Source organism: Kitasatospora sp. MBT63 (assembly GCF_000710465.2).
Classification (GTDB): Bacteria; Actinomycetota; Actinomycetes; order Streptomycetales; family Streptomycetaceae; genus Kitasatospora.
The window spans coordinates 1-2,043 of record NZ_JAIZ01000175.1; the positions used below are offsets into that span (position 1 = coordinate 1).

2 protein-coding genes are annotated in these 2,043 nt (G+C 74.8%); both read right to left on the minus strand.

What is annotated here, in order from left to right; translation table 11 throughout:
* Positions 1–209: 209 nt before the first annotated feature.
* Positions 210–869, minus strand: coding sequence for an SMC-Scp complex subunit ScpB (gene scpB, locus AA75_RS12220; RefSeq protein ID WP_255369509.1), 660 nt, complete (start codon positions 867–869; stop codon positions 210–212).
* Positions 870–1,093: 224 nt separating this feature from the next.
* Positions 1,094–2,017, minus strand: a complete 924-nt coding sequence (locus tag AA75_RS12225; RefSeq protein ID WP_082526440.1) for a ScpA family protein — start codon at positions 2,015–2,017, stop codon at positions 1,094–1,096.
* Between the last annotated feature and the right edge of the window lie 26 nt (positions 2,018–2,043).

The window sequence follows — 2,043 nt, forward strand, 5'->3', positions numbered from 1 at the left end:
CGCCACCGGAGCCGGGACGGCCGCTGCCGCCGCCGTACGACGAGCCGCCGCTGCGACCGCCGCCGCCCTGCCCCTGGCCGCCCCGCCCCTGACCGCCGCTGCGGCCGCCCTGGCCGCCGCCGCTGCTGTTCCTGCCGTTGCCACTGCTACGCATCAAATGTCCGTACGTCGTGTTCCGTCTTGGGATGTGCAAGTCGTGCCGGCCGACCTCACCGCACTTCCCGACCCGCCTCGTCGCGGTCGCCCGCCGCTTGCGCGGCCGCGACCGCCTCCGCGATCACCGTGCCTTCGAGGGACTCCGCTTCCACGTCGTCGACCTCGGGCAGAAAGGGCGCAAGCTCCGGCAGCTCGTGCAAGCCGCGCAGCCCCATCCGTTCCAGGAAGTAGTTCGTCGTCCGATACAGGATCGCACCTGTTTCGGGCTCGGAGCCGGCTTCTTCCACCAGTCCTCGCTGTACCAGGGTACGCATCACGCCGTCACAGTTCACACCACGTACCGCTGAGACCCTGCCGCGCGACACCGGCTGCCGGTAGGCGACGACCGCCAGCGTCTCCAGTGCGGCCTGGGTGAGCCGGGCCTGCTGGCCGTCCAGCACGAAGCGGTCGACGGCCGGCGCGCAGTCGGCCCGGGTGTAGAACCGCCAGCCCCCGGCCACCTGCCGCAGGTCGAAGCCGCGGCCCTGGAAGGTGTACTCGGCGGCCAGTTCGCGCAGCGTGGCGGCCACCTCGGCCCGGGAACGCTCCAGCACGGAGGCCAGGTGGCCCTCCGGCACCGGCTGGTCGGCGATCATCAGCACCGCCTCCAGCGCGGCCCGCAGCGGCACCCGGGGGGCGTCGGGGTCCGGCCCGTCCGCCGCCGCGGGCGCCACGGCCTGCGCGGGCACCTCCACCGCCCCGGGCGCCGGGGCAGCCTGTCCGGCCTCCCTGGCGTTCTCGGCCTCCCCGGCAGCGGCCTCCGCGGCCGCCTGCTGCGCGAGGCGGGCGAGCGCCTCGGCGCGCTCCTCCGCCTCGTGGGCGGACTCCTGCCACTCCTCGGGCCGCGCCTGGCCGGGCAGGCCGAGCGCCCGCCGGGGCTGCCCGGACCGTTCGTCGCTCACCGCTGCCCACCGTCCTTCTGCGCCGTGTCCCGTCCCGTGTCCCGTGCGGTGTCCGGTGCCGTGTCCCGCTGTTCCGGCTCCCCGGGCGGGCGGTCGAACTCGTCGGTGACCTCGACCTGCCGGTCCGCCTCGGCGATCCAGCGCACCAGCAGCTCACCGAGCGCCTCGGGCTGGTCGAAGTCCAGCACCTTCTCCCGGTAGAGCTCCAGCAGGGCCAGGAAGCGGGCGACCACCACCAGGGTGTTCCCGGCGTCGTCGACCAGCCGGCCGAAGGTGGCCTCGCCGAGCGCGGTGAGCCGGTCGACCACCACCGCGGCCTGCTCGCGGACGCTGACCGCCGGGGTGTGGATGTGGTCGACGTAGACGGCCGGCTCCGGCCTGGGCGTCATCGCCCGCGCCGCGAGTTCGGCGAGCCGGGCCGGGCCGACGGTGAGCACCACCTCGGGCAGCAGTGCGGCGTGGTGCGGCTCCAGGCCGACCGTCCGGGGCCGCTGCCGCAGTTCGGCGGCCCAGCGCGCGGCGAGGACCGCCGCCGCCTCCTTGTACGCGCGGTACTGCAGGAGCCGGGCGAACAGCAGGTCCCTGGCCTCCAGCAGGGCCAGGTCCTCCTCGTCCTCGATCTCGGCGGCGGGCAGCAGCCGGGCCGCCTTCAGGTCGAGCAGGGTGGCCGCGACCACCAGGAACTCGGTGGCCGCGTCCAGGTCCCAGTCCGGGCCCATCGCCCGGATGTGGGCGACGAACTCGTCGGTGACCCTGGACAGCGTCACCTCGGTGACGTCCAGTTTGTGCTTGGCGATCAGGCTGAGCAGCAGGTCGAACGGGCCCTCGAAGTTGTCCAGCCGCACCTGGAAGCCACCGCGCCCGTCGGCCTCGGCGGGCGGGGTGGCGGTGCTGACCGGGGGGTGGGCGGTGCTGGACATGGACGTCCATCTTCGCGCGGGCCCCG

Coding starts and splice junctions, on each gene's coding strand:
- AA75_RS12225 (WP_082526440.1), bottom strand. CDS start 2,017: ATGTCCAGCACCGCCCACCCCCCGGTCAGCACCGCCACCCCGCCCGCC.